Source organism: Halospina denitrificans, from assembly GCF_004364635.1.
GTDB lineage: Bacteria > Pseudomonadota > Gammaproteobacteria > Pseudomonadales > Oleiphilaceae > Halospina > Halospina denitrificans.
In genome coordinates this window covers 452,441-466,668 of sequence record NZ_SOAX01000003.1, presented here as the reverse complement: position 1 = coordinate 466,668, position 14,228 = coordinate 452,441, and the positions used below count along the sequence as shown (strand labels likewise).

At 60.3% G+C, this 14,228-nt stretch carries 14 protein-coding genes; 4 read left to right on the top strand and 10 right to left on the bottom strand.

Annotated elements, in window-relative coordinates:
- Positions 1-52: 52 nt before the first annotated feature.
- Positions 53-1,174 carry a site-2 protease family protein gene (locus DES49_RS09080; RefSeq protein ID WP_133736078.1) on the top strand — a complete coding sequence of 374 codons (1,122 nt, stop codon included), beginning with the start codon at positions 53-55 and terminating at the stop codon, positions 1,172-1,174.
- Between the two features lie 5 nt (positions 1,175-1,179).
- On the opposite strand, the gene DES49_RS09075 is transcribed toward DES49_RS09080, so the two are convergent.
- From DES49_RS09075 to DES49_RS09065, 3 genes are all read right to left on the bottom strand, one after another.
- On the bottom strand, positions 1,180-1,650 hold the full coding sequence (locus DES49_RS09075) for a YcgN family cysteine cluster protein (RefSeq protein ID WP_133736077.1): 471 nt from the start codon (positions 1,648-1,650) through the stop codon (positions 1,180-1,182).
- A 126-nt stretch (positions 1,651-1,776) separates the two neighbouring features.
- Positions 1,777-2,244, bottom strand: a complete 468-nt coding sequence (locus DES49_RS09070) for a universal stress protein (RefSeq protein ID WP_133736076.1) — start codon at positions 2,242-2,244, stop codon at positions 1,777-1,779.
- A 31-nt stretch (positions 2,245-2,275) separates the two neighbouring features.
- Complete coding sequence (locus DES49_RS09065) at positions 2,276-2,827, bottom strand: Hsp20/alpha crystallin family protein (protein ID WP_133736075.1); 552 nt, start codon at positions 2,825-2,827, stop codon at positions 2,276-2,278.
- Positions 2,828-3,021: 194 nt separating this feature from the next.
- Here DES49_RS09065 and DES49_RS09060 point away from each other — a divergent pair, with 194 nt between their 5' ends.
- Positions 3,022-3,408, top strand: coding sequence for a DUF2750 domain-containing protein (locus DES49_RS09060; protein ID WP_133736074.1), 387 nt, complete (start codon positions 3,022-3,024; stop codon positions 3,406-3,408).
- A 51-nt stretch (positions 3,409-3,459) separates the two neighbouring features.
- On the opposite strand, the gene DES49_RS15495 is transcribed toward DES49_RS09060, so the two are convergent.
- The 4 genes from DES49_RS15495 to DES49_RS09035 all read right to left on the bottom strand — a co-directional run bounded on the left by DES49_RS15495 (position 3,460) and on the right by DES49_RS09035 (position 8,003).
- Complete coding sequence (locus DES49_RS15495; RefSeq protein WP_166646048.1) at positions 3,460-4,659, bottom strand: hypothetical protein; 1,200 nt, start codon at positions 4,657-4,659, stop codon at positions 3,460-3,462.
- Positions 4,660-4,885: 226 nt separating this feature from the next.
- Complete coding sequence (locus tag DES49_RS09045) at positions 4,886-6,244, bottom strand: DUF445 family protein (RefSeq protein ID WP_133736073.1); 1,359 nt, start codon at positions 6,242-6,244, stop codon at positions 4,886-4,888.
- The gene (locus DES49_RS09040) at positions 6,244-7,308 is read right to left on the bottom strand and encodes an alpha/beta hydrolase (RefSeq protein ID WP_133736072.1); all 1,065 of its coding nucleotides are present in this window, start codon (positions 7,306-7,308) and stop codon (positions 6,244-6,246) included. Before DES49_RS09040 ends, DES49_RS09045 begins: the two co-directional genes overlap by 1 nt.
- A 14-nt stretch (positions 7,309-7,322) precedes the next feature.
- Positions 7,323-8,003 carry a class II aldolase/adducin family protein gene (locus DES49_RS09035; RefSeq protein WP_133736071.1) on the bottom strand — a complete coding sequence of 227 codons (681 nt, stop codon included), beginning with the start codon at positions 8,001-8,003 and terminating at the stop codon, positions 7,323-7,325.
- 213 nt (positions 8,004-8,216) lie between these two features.
- Here DES49_RS09035 and DES49_RS09030 point away from each other — a divergent pair, with 213 nt between their 5' ends.
- Complete coding sequence (locus DES49_RS09030) at positions 8,217-9,194, top strand: D-alanine--D-alanine ligase family protein (protein ID WP_166646047.1); 978 nt, start codon at positions 8,217-8,219, stop codon at positions 9,192-9,194.
- On the opposite strand, the gene DES49_RS09025 is transcribed toward DES49_RS09030, so the two are convergent.
- From DES49_RS09025 to DES49_RS09015, 3 genes are all read right to left on the bottom strand, one after another.
- The gene (locus DES49_RS09025) at positions 9,180-9,947 is read right to left on the bottom strand and encodes a gamma-glutamyl-gamma-aminobutyrate hydrolase family protein (RefSeq protein ID WP_133736069.1); all 768 of its coding nucleotides are present in this window, start codon (positions 9,945-9,947) and stop codon (positions 9,180-9,182) included. The genes DES49_RS09030 and DES49_RS09025 overlap by 15 nt on opposite strands.
- A gap of 93 nt (positions 9,948-10,040) precedes the next feature.
- Positions 10,041-11,651 carry an ATP-binding protein gene (locus DES49_RS09020; protein WP_133736068.1) on the bottom strand — a complete coding sequence of 537 codons (1,611 nt, stop codon included), beginning with the start codon at positions 11,649-11,651 and terminating at the stop codon, positions 10,041-10,043.
- On the bottom strand, positions 11,648-12,457 hold the full coding sequence (locus tag DES49_RS09015) for a response regulator transcription factor (protein ID WP_133736067.1): 810 nt from the start codon (positions 12,455-12,457) through the stop codon (positions 11,648-11,650). Before DES49_RS09015 ends, DES49_RS09020 begins: the two co-directional genes overlap by 4 nt.
- A 205-nt stretch (positions 12,458-12,662) precedes the next feature.
- Here DES49_RS09015 and DES49_RS09010 point away from each other — a divergent pair, with 205 nt between their 5' ends.
- On the top strand, positions 12,663-14,228 hold the full coding sequence (locus tag DES49_RS09010; protein ID WP_133736066.1) for a hypothetical protein: 1,566 nt from the start codon (positions 12,663-12,665) through the stop codon (positions 14,226-14,228).

Here is a 14,228-nt window from a genome sequence, read left to right as displayed (position 1 = left end):
ACACTATTGGCTGATCCGGTTGTACAGTGAATCAAAAGGAGAAAACACCCGCATGTTCAAGTCCGTACTGTTGTTGGGCCATTTCCGTGGCATCCGCATTGAGGTTCACGCCAGCTGGCTGATCATCTTTGCGTTGCTGATGATCACCATGACGGCGGGTCTGCAACGGGAGTACCCGGACTGGACGATGATGGAAGCGCTCGTGACATCGTTGTTCACGGCACTGACGTTCTTCGCGTCCATCGTTGCTCACGAACTTGGCCACAGCCTGGTCGCCATCAAGCGGGGCGTGCCGGTGAGCGCGATTACGCTGTTCATCTTCGGTGGCATTGCCCAGCTCAACAAGGACAGTGAGAACGCCACGGATGAGTTCTGGATTGCCGTCGCCGGGCCCATTGTCAGCTTTGTGCTGGCGCTGGTCTTTTCGGTCCTGTCCGGGGTTGCGAGCCAGTGGTATGAGCCGGTGGCCGTCGGGTTTGGCTGGCTGGCCATGATCAATATGATGGTCGCCCTGTTTAACCTTATTCCGGGATTCCCTCTGGATGGGGGCCGGGTCTTCCGGGCGGTGGTCTGGAAAGTTACCGGTGATGCCGGCAAGGGAGTCCGTGCTGCCGTTGCCGGGGGCCGTCTGGTCGCTTATGGGCTCTTCGGCGTGGGGCTGTGGAACATCCTGGTGGTTGGCAACTTCCTTGGCGGTATCTGGATTATGCTCATTGCCTGGTTTCTGCTTAACATGGCCGAGGGCCACGGCCAGAACTTCAATCTGCAGAACCGACTTGCAGGTATCCGCGCCCGCGACCTTGCTGATCCTCACGTCCCCGCCGTTGAGTCCCATACATCAGTGAGTGAGTGGGTTCAGAACCAGGTACTTCCTGCAGGCCAGCGTGCCTTCATGGTGGCGTCCGGGCATCGGATGCTGGGGCTGGTGAGTCTCAGTGATGCCCGGAAGATCCACCGTGACCAGTGGCCGGAGACGCGGGTGGAGGAGATCATGACGCCCCTCGAAACCCTGATCCACATCGACCCGGACACGGGGGCCGCTGAGTTGCTGCAGCTGATGACCGAGCACAACCTGAACCAGATTCCGGTGATGGAGAACGGGCGTGTCACGGGGTGGATCGACCGGGAGCGGGTACTGCGTACCATCAGCCTTCACATGGAACTGAAGGCATAAGCGGATCAGGGTTCGTTCTGGATCCAGGTGACGATGTGTTCCTCATAATCATCCGGATCAATGCTCTGCTCCGGCATGACGCGGCCCCGGACTGAAATGCCGGCGGTATGAACCGTTTCCCGTGTGCCGCTTACCAGGTGGTGCCACCAGGCCAGGCCCCGTCCTTCCGCGACGCGCCGATAGGCACAACTCGATGGCAGCCAGCTGGCCGTGCGGGCGATCTCCGGGGTAATCTGAAGGCAGTCCGGCACCTGTTCCAGGCGATTGGGGTAGTCACTGCACAGGCACTGCTCGCAGTCGAGCAGGCGGCAGGCGATCTGGGTGGCGAATATGTCTCCGGTGTCCTCGTCTTCCAGCTTATGGGTGCAGCAGCGTCCGCAGCCATCGCAGAGAGATTCCCATTCCTCCGGCGTCATTTCATCCAGCGTCTTCAGTTCCCAGAAGGGGGCCTGGTTGTTGTGGCCGGGCGTGGTCATTCAGGATCCTGCTACTGTGGCGGGCGGAGTTGCGAGTGAGGGAGGGTAGGCGGATTCGGGATGGAGGTCAAAAGCAACGGGCGATATCCCACAGGTCCATCTGTGGGACGGCATCGGTAATGCGACTCAGGGGGCGAGAAGCACCGGGCATTTCGCTTTGTGAATCACCCGTTGGCTGACACTGCCCAGAAAAAGCTCGGTCACGTTCGAGTGCCCGCGTCTTCCCATCACAATCATGGCGCCGGGGACCTCATCGGCGTGGTTGAGCAGCATGTCCGCCGGGAGACCAAAAATCGTCTTCTCCTCAATGGTGACATCCGCGTCACCAACAGCCTTTCTGGCGGCTCTGAAAACGGCTTCACTGGCTTCCTCTTCCAGTTTTTCAATGGCACCAGGAACGAAAAACTTGCGGTCTTCCCGGCTGATGCCGCCACCGGGAAGTCCGATAAGCGCTTCTGAAGCGGTCTGGAAAACAAAGACGAGCTCCACCGGGACACCGAGACGCTTCGCCAGTCCGCAGGCCAGGGAAACGGCTTCGCCTGAACCTTTTGATCCGTCCACTGCAACGAGGAGTTTCTGAGGGGTATCGCTCATCACTTCTGTTCTCCTTTAGCCCTATGCAAGATTATTCGATCTCGATCTTGCGGGCGTTTTTCTGGGCTTCTTCGGTTTTTGGCATGGTCAGTGTGAGCACTCCATCGCTGAACTGTGCCTTGACGTCCTCGAGCTTCACGGAATTCGGGACCCGAAAACTGCGCCGCACCGAACCGTAGGAGCGTTCGCTGAAGTAATACCCCTTGCGCTCGTCCTCCCGCTCGTCGCTGCGCTCCCCGGAAACGGTCAGCAGGCCATCCGTAAGGTCAACCTGAATGTCGTCCTTCTTCATGCCGGGAAGGTCCAGTTGCAGTTCGTAGCCCTCGTCGGTCTCACTCAGGTCCGCACGGCCAAGCTCAGAGTCCGTTCCCCAGAGCGAAGGCATCCCCATGCTGGCAAATGGGTCGAAACTCCCAATGCTTCCGGAGAGGGCATCATCAGCACGCCGGCCACCGAAAAGGGGCCACTGGGCATTGCTGAAACGGTCGAATACGTGATTCATTTCTTCACGCAGGCTCTTGAGCCCGCCGGAACCGCGGGGCGAAACCTCTGTTTTTTGTGGTTCCTGTTTCTTGGCTTCCATGGTGAATTCCTCCACTTGATCGCTGGTAATAGGTCCTGACGGCTCTCATGGTTATGAGCAAAGACCAACTGCCTCCAATGTAGGCGCAGTCTCGGTATTCCATATTGACCGGCGTCAATGGGAAAGGCGGTTGGGAGCAACGGTTACGTTTTGGCGTCCGATCCCGCACAATAGGGCAATTATTGGGAGGGTCTATGAGTTATACACTGAGTGCCGAGGATTTCAGGGCCGTCGCCGGAAAATCCGCCGATGAGCGTCACGATTACCTGCTCGATACCATCGTGCGCGAGGAGAACGTCTGGATCCTGAGCAGCGATAAGGGCATGGTCATGATGTCCTCTGACGGTGAGCAGTGCCTGCCGGTCTGGCCCCATCCCGATTTTGCGGCTGACTGGGCGACCGGCGAGTGGGCGGACTGCTCACCCGACTCCGTGGACCTCCAGAGCTGGCTCGAGCGCTGGCTTCCCGGTATGGAAGCCGATGGCGTGACGCTGGCTGTGTTTCCCGCCACGGACGAGGAAACCGTTGTCGTCGATCCACGCGAGATGCTGGATCTGCTCCAGGAGCGCCAGAAGGCCTAGCGCGCATTCCTCATGTGTCCGGAAGCTGCGGGCAGACGGATATCGGTTCCCCTACCAGAATTGCTCGAACCAGCTAGGGGGGAATCCGTTACCCCCGTCGCCGTCATCGTCCCCGTCGTCATCCTTGTCCCCGTCGTTATCCTTGTCCCCGTCGTTATCCTTGTCCCCGTCGTCATCCTTGTCCCCGTCGTTATCCTTGTCCCCGTCGTCATCCTTGTCCCCGTCGTTATCCTTGTCCCCGTCGTTATCCTTGTCTCCGTCGTCATCCTTGTCCCCGTCGTTATCCTTGTCCCCGTCGTCATCCTTGTCTCCGTCGTCATCCTTGTCTCCGTCGTCATCCTTGTCCCCGTCGTCATCCTTGTCCCCGTCGTCATCCCCGGTTCCACCGTCATCCCCGGTTCCACCGTCATCGTCGGACCCACCGTCATCGTCGGACCCACCGTCATCGTCGGACCCACCGTCATCGTCGGATCCATCGTCATCGTCGGTTCCACCGTCATCCCCGGTTCCACCGTCATCCCCGGTTCCACCGTCATCCCCGGTTCCACCGTCATCTCCGGTTCCGCCATCATCCCCGGTCCCACCGTCATCATCGGTTGGTCCGACGGGTGCGGGAGATCCCGGTTGCTGGACCCAATCGAGCATGTCAGTGACCCACGACTGCAGGCTTCTGCCGTTATCAATTGCGCTGCGAACGCCTGCCATATCCCAGTCCGTCGCAGCCACCGGGTCGCCACGTAGTTCCCGCGCGAATGGGTCGCCATCAAACTGCAGGAGACTGGAGAGATGGGCTTTTGCATCACCCGTATTGAAACCATGGAGCCTGACCATTGATTCGACGACGGTGGAATAGGGCGTGACGTGGCAGGGGCTGTCAGAGCACAGTGCCACCAACTGACCCTGATAGTCCTGGCCGTTGAGTGTGCCGCTGCTGGTCTCGATCCGATAGCTCGGGTCGGCGCTTTGAACCTCCAGGCTGAAACTGCCATCGTCTGCGGTCGTGGTTTGAAGCTGTGTCTGGCTCGGGCTGTCATCCGTGATAACAAGGGTCGCGCCCGCTACTCGGCCGTTGTAAACGACGCCGCTGAGAGTTTGTGTCTGCGGGGGTTGATTATCATTATGGCCTGACGAATCGTCGTGGCATCCGCTCAGTGTCAGTAAAGGAAGCAGTAAGGCTGGGACCAGTGCGCGGGGAACCCGAGCTGAGCTGGTGGAATTCCGACTGACGCCGGCAGGGAAGTCGTAGCTCATGTCTGTCTTTGCACCTTTTCCCTGGTAAGGGGTGTTCAAAACCCCGCAGATAACAGTCCAAATATCTGCATCAACCAGAAAGATACAAATTTCGAGCCAGATTCCGGTAAACCCCGGGCTTTCGGCGAGCTATACGATGCTTCCCGCAGCGAGCAGATTTAACTCTGCTCTTGTGTGTAAAAGGATCCGACGCTCGGGAGCGTTGATGCCCCGTTTTTCCAGGACGTCAAGCTCCCGGCCAGGGCTGCTCTGCCCTCGCACACCGGCGTTCGTTGAGCCGCCAGGCTACCCAGACCACGGCAAGCAGTCCGCCAATGGGGACAGCAAAGGCAATGTGGACCTGGACGGTCCCGGCAATCACCCCCAGGCAGCCACCGAGAACCTGGATAACGGTAAGGTTGCCGCCCGTGTTGTCGAGCACCATCTTTTCCAGTTCGTCGGTGTCCAGGCTTTTGACCTGTTCCTCCACCAGATTGGTCACGTTCAGCTGGTGCACGGCCCGCTCGATGACACGGGTAATCCATGCCTGGCCCGCGTCGGAATTGAGCACGGACAGGGCCTGCTTCTTCGTCCACTGAAGGGCGTTGATGAGCGTTTCCTCGATCTGGTGCCAGTTCGCTTCATCGTTGAGGTAGTTGTCGGTCTGTTTGATCAGGGCGGGCAGTACCCGGTCCCGGAAGGTGGTGCCAACCCGGTCAATCCAGGTTTCCAGCCGGGCCTGGATTGCCTGCTGTACCTCTGGTGATTCCAGCTCGCGCTGAAGTTCGTCGACGACCGCATCCAGCAGAGTCATGAAGTCGTCCGAGACACCCTCGTCGCTGGCAAAACGCTCCAGGATCTGGCTGATGGCGTCCTGATCGAAGGAGAAGATGTTCTTGATGCCAAGACCGACACTGCCCAGCCGCCGTTTCTCCCTGAGGTAGTTCTCCAGAGCTTTGTTCAGCCAGTCGGAAATCCGGGGAATTTCCTGCTGTAGCAGTTGCCGGGCGTTATTGGCGAGCCAGACCCGGTTTTCCGGTGATTCCAGGAATGCCTGTATTTCCCCGCGGATTTCCTGCCACCAGGCATCAATGGCCTCCGGGTTGCGCGCCGCCGCCTTCAGGGCTTCCTCCACGTAATCCATGGAGCGGGTGAGGGCCTCCGGCCCCCTGTCCTGCATCAGGTCCACCAGCAGGCGGGTGATGCGGGTGCGCACTTCCGGATCCTGCAGGTTGCGGTCGATCCAGTCGGCAATGGTGTTGGTGCCCGACTCGATCAGGTCCCGTTCCTGGATGTAGGCAAGGATGATGTCGGGCGAGAGCAGCTGTTTCTGAACGCTCTGGGCAAGACTCTTTGCGATCTGGTCCTTGTTCTTGGGCACCAGCCCCTGCCAGCCGAGAACCTGGCCCTGCTTGGGCTGGAACAGCATCTTGATGGCCAGGAAATTGGTGAAATAGCCAACCAGGCCGGCAACGGTTATGACAAATCCGGCGCGGAACCATAGGTTGTCGCCGCTGAACCAGTAGTCAAGAAGGCCGAAGACCACCGCTGCGCCGAGCAGGGCGCGCCTGAAATTACGGTCCCATTTGGTGAGGTCAACATCCATTATTGTGCCTCCAGTTGTTCACTCCGGTTCAGGAAATCACCGATTTCTTTCATCGCGTCATCAGCTTCCGGCAGCCAGGGTGTGAAGATGTGCCAGACATGGAACATGCCGGGCCAGATCCTGAGTTCCACCGGCGATCCGGCAGCGCGGGCCTTGTGGGTGTAGCGGCGGGCATCGTCGACGAGCATTTCGGAATCGCTGACGTGAATGAGGGTTGGGGGCAGCCCGGAAAGGTCCGCGCGCAAAGGAGAAAGCAGGGGATTGGAAGGAGACATCCGGAAGAAAAGGAATGTTCCCCACCACAACAGCGGCAGGGGCAGCCGGGTTAAAGGGCGGAAGGCAGGACCCAGGAGGGGGTCTGTTTTGACGTTATTCCTGAGGCTGGGAGCGGTGAATGTCAGGTCCGTCGAGGGCGAGAGGGCTACCGCCGCATCCGGTTGTTGCAGGTGCTGCTCCTTGATCCAGGCAATCAGCGACAGGGTGTGATTTCCGCCCGCGGAGTCACCCGCCACTGCCATGAACTCAGCGGTTGCCGGCCCGTCGGGGCCATTGCCCAGCAGCCACTGGTACGCGGACTGGCAATCCCTGAGTCCATCCCGGTATCGGTGTTCCGGCATCAGACGGTAATCCACGGCAAATACGCAGGCATTGGCGAGTTGGGATAATCGGTCCGTTATGGCCCGGTGACTCCTGGGGCTCCCCGCCATCCAGGCGCCGCCATGGATGTAGAGGATCCGGCGGGAAGGCCTGGCGTTCGGGGCGATTACCCATTCACCCCTGGGGGCCGTCTCTGGCTGAGCTGGGCGGAACTCAGAGACGAGCGCAAGCCCATCGCTCATGCTGTCCATAAATGCCCGCATTGCATTGAGCCGCTCCCTGCCGCGCAGTCCCTTACCGGCCCGGTTCATTTCCCGGATCATCCGGAGCGCCTCACGATGCGCGGGTGAAGGATTGTGCTCCGCCGGTGTGAGGGGTTCCGAGTCCAGGTAGGCAAGGCTTTTGCCCCGCAACAACAGGGTTATCCCTATAATGGCGATGATCAGTGCCGTCAGAAACCAGATCATATACAGCCCCTGATTCAGCGTTGGTCGCTGGCTTGAGCGTTTCCGCGATAGCTCTGAAAGCGGTTGAGTACTTCGTCCATCTGGCCGTCATCGAGTATGGACGGCTCTCCGATGCTCAGGGCCTGCCCGTAGCAGCGTGCCAGCAGCTCCACCTCCATGGCCAGATCCAGCGCCGCCGGGACGCTGTTCGCGAGTGTAACCTGGCCGTGGTTGGCCATCAGGCAGGCGTCCCGATTGGCCATGGCGTTGCCCACATGTCCGGCGAGCTCGTCCGTTCCGAAGGTGGCGTAGGGAACACAGGGGATATCCTTCCCGCCGGCAACGGCAACCATGTAGTGGAAGGCGGGAATAGGCCGGCGCATGCAGGCGATTGTCGTAGCCCAGGGCGAATGTACGTGGACCACGGCCCCGGCGTCCGGCCGGTGGCGATAGATGGCCGCATGGAAGGAGCGCTCGCTGGAGGGTTTGAGCGGGCCCCTGTAATGGCCGTCCAGATCCGTCTCCACAATATGCTCCGGTGTGATTTCGTCGAAATGGCACCCGGAAGCGGTGATCAGCATGCCCTCCTCAAACCGGGCGCTGACGTTGCCGGAACGGCCCTGGTTGAGGCCCTTGCGGTTCATTTCCATGGCTGTACGCACAAGGGCTTCACGGAGTTCGGCTTTGGAGTCATTTCTCGTATACGGTGTGTTCATGGTACATCGTCCTCCTGCAGCATCGCCCCATGCTAATCCGTTGGTGCTTTATAGCAAGTTTCTCCGCCAGTGAGAGGTTTGAAGGCCAGTGTTTGACGCGGGTCAATACATCGGCGCCACGTATCAATGATAGTGGCGGAACGGCTGGACATGGAGGGGGCTGAAGACGTGACACAATCCAGGGATGTAGCGGTTTTATTGGGTGATCCCCGATTGCCGTATCAATACAATCCAAGCAACGCTTTTGATGCACATGATTTTCAGGCCGTTGAACGGCTTGAAGAGGTGCTCGCTACGCTCAGCAATTACCAGTTCCGGCTCCTGGACGACCATGATCAGCTCTGGGAGTCTCTGCGCACCGCGAAACCATTCCTGGTGCTCAATCTGTGCAATACCGGGTACCGCAATAAGCCCGAGCACCAGGCCCATGTCGCGGCCATGCTCGAAATGCTGGAATTACCCTACGTTGGCGCCTCACCCGAGTGCATGGCCCTCTGTCATCACAAGTTCCTGGTCTACGCCCTGGCGCGGGATCTCGGGATTCCTGTGCCGGAGGGCCGGTTACTGGATGCCTCCGGGAGCGGGATCACGGACATTGAATTCTTTCCGAGCTTCATCAAACCCAATGCCGGAGACGGCAGTATTGGTATTTCGGATGCCTCGATTGTGCATAATGCCCGGGAAGCCCGGGAGGTCATTGAAAAGTTGCGTGTGGAACTGAATAACCCGTTACTGCTGCTGCAGGAGTATCTTCCCGGCCCCGAATACAGTGTCGCGGTTGTTGGCAATCCGGGTATTGACCTGTTGGCGCTGCCACCGATCGAAATCGACTTTTCGTCCCTCGGTGATAGCCACGCCCCCATACTGACCCACGAATCCAAAAACGATCCGCACTCGCTCTACTGGCGTTCCGTGCGCTTGCGGCAAAGTGACGCCGGGGCACTGAACGAACAGATGATGACGCATGCGAAGCGTCTGTTCGAGCGCATCGGGTGCCGTGATTACGCGCGTTTCGATTTTCGGGTTGATCAGGATGGGGCGCCGCATCTGATCGACGTGAACGCCCATCCGATGTGGGGCGAGGAAGGGATGCTGGCGAGCGCAATGCGCTACGGGGGATACGAGTACCCCCAGCTATTCGAGTTCATTCTCCAGGCCGCTCAGCGGCGATTGGGGCTAGCCGACGACTGACGCATTGCGGTCGCTCGCTCGTGTCCGGCAGGCGCTGGCGAACGCCTGGAAGAGTTCCCTTGAGTAGGGCGTGTGGGCTGCCTGCCACTCGGGATGCCATTGCACACCGATGGTGAACGCCGGGGCCTGGGGCGCACGGATCGCCTCGACCAAGCCATCCTCCGTCCAGGCCTCGGCTATGAGCTCGGGCGCAAGGGTATCGATTCCCTGCTCGTGGAGTGAGTTGACGGCTATGCTGTCGGTCTGGAATAGCCTGGCGAGATAACCGTCGCTCCTCAGCGACACCGAATGGGAAGGCCCATATCGCTGCTCTTCCGGCACACTCTCATCTTCCCGGTGATCACGCTTGCCAGGCACTGACTGGACGAACTGATGAAGTGTTCCGCCAAGGGCCACATTCAGCTCCTGATGCCCCCGGCAGATGGCCAGTACCGGAACGCTGGAACGGACCGCCTCTCGAAGCAGGGGCAGGGTAGTGGCGTCCCGCGCTATATCGAGGCCCTCGGGGCTCTGTTCACGGGGATTGCCGCCATAGCGCCTCGGGTCGACGCCGGTCGAGCTGCCCGTAGCGAGAATGCCGTCAAGGCGGGACAACAGCCCGGATACATCAGTGGTCTCCCCCAGGGCTGGAATCAGTATCGGTGTGGCCTGGGCTGCCTCGGCAACCGCCTCAACGTACTTGTTCTGCACGCAGTGACTGGCGACCCCGGAAACGGTTCGGGTGCAAGCGGTGATACCGATGAGTGGGCGCACGGTCCGCCTCCGGTCATGACTGATTAACAGCGGATTACCAGAATAGCGCTTTTCAGGCTGTCGTGGCGACTCTTTTTAATGGCGGTTTGGGTTTCAATGCCCGGCTTCGGGGGAGCGGAAATGCTCGTCCAGCCGCTCCACTTCCGCGTCGATGTCGTCGTCCAGCGCCAGCTCGGAATTGTCCAGCCGCTGTTGGGCCGTGGGCAGGCGGATATCGAATTCCACGCCACTGATGTCCAGGGGTTCAAACACGAGCTGGTGGGCATTGCGCTTGGGCTGGTAGCTGATGCGCCATTGCGGGCGTTCCGGGTTGCCGGGGTCGAAGCGGCCCTGCTTGCCCTTGCTGGCGAAGTCTTCCAGGCGCTGTGTGGTCTGGTTGCCGGTGGTGGTGACTTCCACGCTGCGAAGGGGCGCGGGGAAGGTCCAGTCCCAGGTGGCTGAGGCCTCGTTGTCCCCGACCCGGCAGCGGGGCTTGCCGTCTTCAACCGCCACGTCCACCAACTCGGTCATCACCTCGCCGTTTTCCAGCTCAATACGCACTGCGTACTGGGCCTCGGGCGTTTCAATGTTATGAACCGCGATATGACCTTCATACCCCTTCACGATCTCATTGACGAAGTAGAGCCCCAGGCCCCGCCCATGGTGGTCCCGGGCGCGGCGGGTGGAAAAACCCAGTTGGAAGAGGTTCTGGCGGTCTTCGTCGCGGATGTGCGGGCCCCGGTTGTAAATGCGCAGGCGCGCATTGCCCTGGTGTTCAGTCAGGGTCATGGCCACCGGGGCGAAGGGGCTGTTGTAGCCGCGTTTGCGGGAATAGAACTGGGCGTTCTTGAGCAGGTTCTCCAGCAACAGGACCAGGTGGTTCTCGTTGCCGAGCAGGGCGTTCACCGGCGCCAATTGAATGTGCCACTGGCCGTCGTCCAGCACGTAATCCGCTTCATCCAAGGGCTCGGGAAGCCCCTTGTGACAGACCTGGTCCAGGGCCCGCCAGGCGGCTCGGCGGGGGGAGTAGACCGGGTCGTAAGGCAGGGGGGCTTCGTCGTCCTCGGTGTTGAGCACCTGCTGGTAGTAGTGTTCCTCACACTCGCACAGCAGGTTGCCGATGTGCAGGGCCAGGTTGTCGGCGGTGGACAGGTCGAGCAGGTCCCAGAGGTAGCGCATGGCGTCTCGGGCTGCCCGTACGTCCGAAACCTGTTCCGGGGCATCGGCCTCGTCTTCGATCCGTTGCAGGGTGGTCTGGACCTTATCGAAGCTGATAACGCCATTGTGGCGGACCTCGGCGGCGATGCTCTTGAAGTGCAGGAACTTCTCGTCGTACTCGATGTACTCCAGCAGTTTGTCGCTGATGAAGCGCTTGAGCTTGTCCGCGTGGTCGGAATAGGTATGCGCCTTGAGCTGAAGGCGTTTCTTGCTCTCCCAGAGCTCCTGGACCTCCTGCTTCAGGCCCTTGAGGTCGGCGCGTTGTCGAACGAATTCCCGGTGGTAGCGGCGCAGGTCGAAAAGTATGACGATCATGACGGCGCCTGCGACCGGGACGCCCAGATCTGGCTGGAACCAGAGGTCGGGCAACCCGTAGAAGGCGGCCAGTGACGGCTTGAGGGTGAGCAACAGGTAGCTGATCGCCGCGAGGGCGCCCAGGGTGCCTGGCCAGGGAAAGGTGATGTTGCGGACCTGGTCGTCAGGCGCCTCGACGGTTTCGTCCTTCATGCGTTCACTCCTGTAACCGGCTTCCAGCAGTAGGCGCCTTCATCGCCGAAAGTGACGATGCCCTCACCATCCCGGCACAACTCGAAAAAACGCTCCTGGCCACCCATGGCCTGGTCGATGGAGCGGCGCAGGGTACGGATGTGCTGACGGTAGTTGGCGTAGGAGAAGCGCTCCGGGTCCGCATCCAGCTTGTCCGCCACCTGCAGGGTACTCAGGGGCGTGGGCGAGGCTTCCACCAGATAGCGCAGTATCTTGCGCGGTGTCGGGGGCAGGGGGCGTCTGGAGTTGGTCGGGTTCATCAGTTTCTGCCCATTCCAGTAGGCCTCCCAGGTGGTGGTATCCAGGGTCAGGTCGCCGCTTTTCAATACATTGCCGGATTGCGCCTGCCCGGGCTGTTTCATGGTCTTCTGGCGCAGGGTGGCCCGGATGCGCCAGCACAGCACCTGCTCGATGTTGTGCTGGTGCTTGGCGATGAAGTCCTGGGCGCCGTTGGTCTCGATGGCCTGCTGCTCAATGCCGGTGCCGCTGTGCTCGGACAGGTAGATGATCGGCAGGTCCGGCCACTTGCGCAGCAGGGCGCGGGAGACCGAGAAACCGGCCTCGTGGTTACCGTTCATGTTGGCGTCCAGAAGGGCCAGGTCCGGTCCGTTGCTGGCATCCGCCAGACGGATGTGCTGGCAGGCCGCCTCCGCGAACTTGAAGACCCGGACCTCCGTGGGGCGGTCATCAAATTCGGTGGCTTCCAGCACGGGCCGGAACCTGTCGACCCAGTGGGACTGGTCTTCAACCCAGAAAATGGTGGCCATTGGTGGTTACTTTTCAGTCACGATTCTGTCTCGAGTGTAGCAGCGCAGCGCCGCCCCAGCGCCCGTGCTACAGAAAGCCAACAAAGTTTGCCCTTCGGTTGTTGGTTACTCACAGATTATTCACCGGCATTACGGATACTTCAGGTGTCGAAGCGGCAGACGGGTGTCTGCCGGGCTTTTAAACCATGAAACGAGGGGGAACATCATGTTCACCGACATGCTCACAATCTGGTCTGCTTCACCGGCCCTGTCCCTGGCGATCTGGCTGGTGATCATCATTACCCTGCTCTATGCGGGCCGCCCGCATGCGCACCAGTTGCTGCGCAGCACGGGCCGTGCCATCCACGGCACACTGCGTGTTGCCAGCGGCAGCATTCGCCAGCTTGAAGAGCGGGTGATCAAGCGCAACAACGACGTGCTCCTGGCCCAGGGCCGTGAAGAGGCGGAAAACGCCATCGAGCGTGAATTCGTTCGCGTGAATACCATCGTCGAGCGGGACCTGAGCCAGTATCCGGTGCTGCACCGCAAGCTCACCGAGACCCTGGACAGGATCGAGTCGGACTATCACAACTCGATCGAGAACAAGCCACTGCCGCCGGCCTGGCAGGAGGTGATGGATACCATCAAGAACCTGCCCAGCTCGGGGGATCCGGCCGTGGCGAATATCCTTGAGAACATCAAGGAAGTCGTGGAGAACTCCCATGAGCAGACGCTCAAGGCGTACCAGGACGACACCAACGAACGTCACGGCATCCTCAAGAGCATGCGCCCGGAATGGCGGTCGCTGAACCAGAACATGCAGAAGGTCCAGCAGACCATCACCGGCCTGGAAGACAGCGCCAAGACCATCGACCGGCGCATGGATGAGTATGAAAGCATGCGCAAGGGCGAGAACAAGGCGGTTAACGCGCTGACCTCGTCCTCGCTGACACAGTTCTTCATCTCCAGCCTGGTGCTGACCATTGCGGCCTTCGGCGGCATCATCAACTTCCATCTGATCGCCATGCCCATGGCCGAGATGGTGGGCGGTAACAGCTACATCGGTTCCATGCCTACGTCGGACATCGCGGCGCTGGTGATCATCATGGTGGAGATCACCATGGGGCTCTTCCTGCTCGAAGCACTGCAGGTCACGAAGCTGTTTCCGGTTATCCGCAACCTGGACGACCGTATGCGCAAGTACATGGGGATTGCGGCGCTGACGATCCTGGTGATCTTCGCAGGGATCGAGTCCTCACTGGCCTATATGCGTGATCTGCTGGCACTGGATCGTGAAGCCCTGGCCGGGTCCCTGGCGGGCGCGGAAGCGGCCGAGTCCCAGTTCCGCTGGATTCCCTCCATCGGCCAGATGATGCTCGGTTTCATCCTGCCGTTTGCATTGGCATTCGTGGGTATTCCGCTGGAGTCGTTCATGCACTCGCTGCGCACCGTCCTGGGCCTGGTTGCCCTGGGTGTTCTCCGCACGCTGCGCGTCACACTGCGCCTGATCGGCGGGTTTTCGAATCACCTGAGCAAGATGCTGGTGAACCTGTACGACGTTTTCATCATGGTGCCGCTGAGCATTGAGCGGATGGTGAAGTCCCGTCTGGATGCGAGGGCGCCGCAACAGCGCGAGCCGGAAGTAACCGAGCAGGCGCCCGAGGCAACCGAGGCGAAAGAGGGTGAAAAGCGCAAGCCGGGTAAAGCGGCCAAGAGCCAGCGTCGCCGCAAGGAAACAGATGAGTCCGAGCTTGCTGAGGCGGAACTGCCACTCACAACCGGGGAGGCCTGA

Bases quoted from the DNA above. Each gene is read 5' to 3' on its own strand.
- DES49_RS09015 (WP_133736067.1), bottom strand. From the start codon at position 12,457: ATGGCCACCATTTTCTGGGTTGAAGACCAGTCCCACTGGGTCGACAGG.
- DES49_RS09060 (WP_133736074.1), top strand. From the start codon at position 3,022: ATGAGTTATACACTGAGTGCCGAGGATTTCAGGGCCGTCGCCGGAAAA.
- DES49_RS09040 (WP_133736072.1), bottom strand. From the start codon at position 7,308: ATGATCTGGTTTCTGACGGCACTGATCATCGCCATTATAGGGATAACC.
- DES49_RS09075 (WP_133736077.1), bottom strand. From the start codon at position 1,650: ATGACCACGCCCGGCCACAACAACCAGGCCCCCTTCTGGGAACTGAAG.
- DES49_RS09010 (WP_133736066.1), top strand. From the start codon at position 12,663: ATGTTCACCGACATGCTCACAATCTGGTCTGCTTCACCGGCCCTGTCC.
- DES49_RS09020 (WP_133736068.1), bottom strand. From the start codon at position 11,651: ATGAAGGACGAAACCGTCGAGGCGCCTGACGACCAGGTCCGCAACATC.
- DES49_RS15495 (WP_166646048.1), bottom strand. From the start codon at position 4,659: ATGAGCTACGACTTCCCTGCCGGCGTCAGTCGGAATTCCACCAGCTCA.
- DES49_RS09080 (WP_133736078.1), top strand. From the start codon at position 53: ATGTTCAAGTCCGTACTGTTGTTGGGCCATTTCCGTGGCATCCGCATT.
- DES49_RS09035 (WP_133736071.1), bottom strand. From the start codon at position 8,003: ATGAACACACCGTATACGAGAAATGACTCCAAAGCCGAACTCCGTGAA.
- DES49_RS09045 (WP_133736073.1), bottom strand. From the start codon at position 6,244: ATGGATGTTGACCTCACCAAATGGGACCGTAATTTCAGGCGCGCCCTG.
- DES49_RS09065 (WP_133736075.1), bottom strand. From the start codon at position 2,827: ATGGAAGCCAAGAAACAGGAACCACAAAAAACAGAGGTTTCGCCCCGC.
- DES49_RS09070 (WP_133736076.1), bottom strand. From the start codon at position 2,244: ATGAGCGATACCCCTCAGAAACTCCTCGTTGCAGTGGACGGATCAAAA.